This window comes from Lactobacillus helveticus DSM 20075 = CGMCC 1.1877, assembly GCF_000160855.1.
Taxonomy (GTDB): Bacteria; Bacillota; Bacilli; order Lactobacillales; family Lactobacillaceae; genus Lactobacillus; species Lactobacillus helveticus.
Genome location: NZ_GG700756.1, coordinates 4,718 through 7,178, shown reverse-complemented (window position 1 = coordinate 7,178; position 2,461 = coordinate 4,718). Strand labels below are relative to the sequence as shown.

General features: G+C 34.6%; 3 protein-coding genes and 2 pseudogenes. 3 read left to right on the top strand and 2 right to left on the bottom strand.

Annotation, left to right across the window (positions count from 1 at the left end):
* Window positions 1-99: 99 nt before the first annotated feature.
* Together HMPREF0518_RS06600 and HMPREF0518_RS06595 are read left to right on the top strand one after the other, a co-directional pair.
* Entirely contained in the window at window positions 100-636 is a 537-nt protein-coding gene (locus HMPREF0518_RS06600; RefSeq protein WP_003627306.1) for a hypothetical protein, read from the top strand.
* Between the two features lie 268 nt (window positions 637-904).
* Window positions 905-1,087: pseudogene (locus HMPREF0518_RS06595) on the top strand (hypothetical protein); the annotation flags it as partial.
* On the opposite strand, the pseudogene HMPREF0518_RS11140 reads toward HMPREF0518_RS06595, so the two are convergent.
* Window positions 1,058-1,229, bottom strand: a pseudogene (locus tag HMPREF0518_RS11140) (ribonucleotide-diphosphate reductase subunit beta); the annotation flags it as partial. The pseudogenes HMPREF0518_RS06595 and HMPREF0518_RS11140 overlap by 30 nt on opposite strands.
* 2 nt (window positions 1,230-1,231) lie before the next feature.
* Complete coding sequence (nrdI, locus tag HMPREF0518_RS06590) at window positions 1,232-1,678, bottom strand: class Ib ribonucleoside-diphosphate reductase assembly flavoprotein NrdI (protein ID WP_003627304.1); 447 nt, start codon at window positions 1,676-1,678, stop codon at window positions 1,232-1,234.
* Window positions 1,679-1,803: 125 nt separating this feature from the next.
* Here nrdI and HMPREF0518_RS06585 point away from each other — a divergent pair, with 125 nt between their 5' ends.
* Complete coding sequence (locus HMPREF0518_RS06585; protein WP_023192898.1) at window positions 1,804-2,427, top strand: LVIS_2131 family protein; 624 nt, start codon at window positions 1,804-1,806, stop codon at window positions 2,425-2,427.
* Window positions 2,428-2,461 lie beyond the last annotated feature (34 nt).

Here is a 2,461-nt window from a genome sequence, read left to right as displayed (position 1 = left end):
CTATTCTAGCAAAATCTTATTATGAATTCTAAAAATGGATGACAAAAAAATTTTTTGTAGTATGTTAGTGAGTAGAATTAATAAAAAGGAAAGTTTATTTTGAAGATTAATTTAGAAGATTTAAATGATAAAATTGAAAATCAAGATTACATTCAAGATCTTGAAACAGTAAAATATGGCGATATCAGCAAGTCTAAGAGCAAAATTAAGCCCTATGCAGAGAAGATGGTTAAGGAGGTTGCTGCTGCGTTTAAGCACGATTCATTAGTGCAAACTCAATTAGCGGTAACAGGCCAGCGACCAGTTACCTTTGCTTTAGAGACTAACATTATTAACTTGCCTTACAGCAATTATAAGAAGATTGCCAACTTTTTTGAGGAAGGACAAGAATATCCGCTTAATGTTTATTTTGAAACGCGGTCTGATTATGTCAATGTTTCGCACTTTAGAATTGATCAATTGGCAACTGAAGAAGAAGTTGAAAAAGATACTGATAAGGTTGTAGATCAACTAGTAGAGGCAATTATTGAAAAATTGAAAGTTGTGCGCGAATACCAGGTTCCAGAAAAGGCAACGGCTAAAAAGAAAGAAACCAAGAAAAGCAAAACTACTAAAAAAGAAACTAAGAAAAAGTAGTTTGATGATTTTTTCGACTCGAATCTAAGTGATTCGGGTCTTTTTTGTAATGATAACAAAAATTTTTGTTTTTTATTTTTGCGATTTTTCTAGTCAAAACTTTGCATAAATGTTATTATAGCAAGCATTTGCGCCATCTATTTTCTTTTCAAAAAGAGTTTTATTTGCCCTTACATTATATAACATGTGTTATATAATAAAGATGCAAGGACTGAGGGAACAAAAAGTTCCACCAAGTTAAGTGATTTAGAAAATAGAGGTATTCATTATGTTAGACTCAAAGAAAATTGTTAAAGTTGTTTCAGTTGTAGTTGCTTCAATTAGTATGATGGGTGTCGGTGCTTCAGTCAGCGAAGCTGCTAGCTTCACTGCTCCAAAGCTTGGTGTTTCAGAAGTTGCACCTACTAACCCATCAATCAAGAAAGGCGACAAGATTTTCGTACTTGCCCGGCTTTTCTAATTTTAAAAATTCTTTTTTAGCTTAAACGTTGCGAGGTTCCCCAAATAATGTCGTTTAGTCTCGCCCAAGCGGATTTGTCGACACGATCCTCCATGTCATTCCAGTTAATTGCTTCGTAATATTTCTCAGTCATACTCAATCTCTAAAATCACTCAAAAAGCTAATATTTCCACGTAATTCTTTAGGTTTTTGGATTTTCTTGGTGCTTTCACCAGTAGAAAAATCATGAACAATCTTGCGAACGTTTTTGACATCTTCACTTGTGCCACTAAATTCCAACAAATAAAGAATCGGCACTTTTAGCGTAGCTGCGATCTTCTTCGCGGTTTGAGCAAAAAGGTCGTTGAAGTTACGATTACCACAACCGATAATTCCGATAATATTCTTTTTATTGTCTTTATACGTTAAAAAGTCAACGACTGAGTCCAGCATGAAATCCTGATATGCAGGAACGATCAAAATATATTTTTGACCCATATCAAATTTGGGTTTAGCATCGCTGATTTGATGGGCTTCTAATTGCATTTTATCAATAAAACGTTTAGTTTGCCCATTTATTGAATAAAATGCTATTGCTACCATATTTTTCCCTAATAAATCTAATGTACTCAGTAACTATCATCTCACCTAAATCCAAAGTATTCAATACGTATACTATTCAAATTTTGAAAAATTTCCCCTATAATGTAGAGCAAGGAGGACGAGACATGTTTAGCTGGAATATTATTGGTATCTTAATCTGGGTTGCCATCATACTTTATTTAGTATTTATTATCCAAAATATTCGTAGCAGACGAATTAAAATGATTATCAAACAGCATAAGCACTTTAGTTGGCCTAACTTTATCTTGACTGTAGTTGAAGTTGTCGTTTTGTTAGTGGCAGCTGGCTGGATGTTTAATCAGACCTTTATGGATAATCCAGATTTGGAAGATGCGAGTCGAATTACTTCAAGCGTTAAATATGAACCGCTGATAATGAAGACAGGGGTTGGCAATTCAAGCTATGTCACGATTAATTCGGCTAAGAAGAGATACAGTTCTCAATCATATACATTTTATAAGGCAGGAAGCAAAATTACAGCGTCTAGCGATTATGCATCGATTGCATATGGTGATACGGCATTAGATGTTAATGCGGAAAAGATTCCATATGTTAAAAAGACGCTCAAGAAGATGGATAAGAAATATCAACGTGCTTATGTAGCCATTTATACGGCCACATATAAGAAGAACTGGCAAAACGGTATTGGAATGCACGCGGGGCATTTGGCAACGCGTTACTACTTGATCCGGGTGCCAGATCACAGTTTTATCAAGCAAGGAAAATAAGTAAAAAAAATCCCCATTCAAAGACGAATGAGGA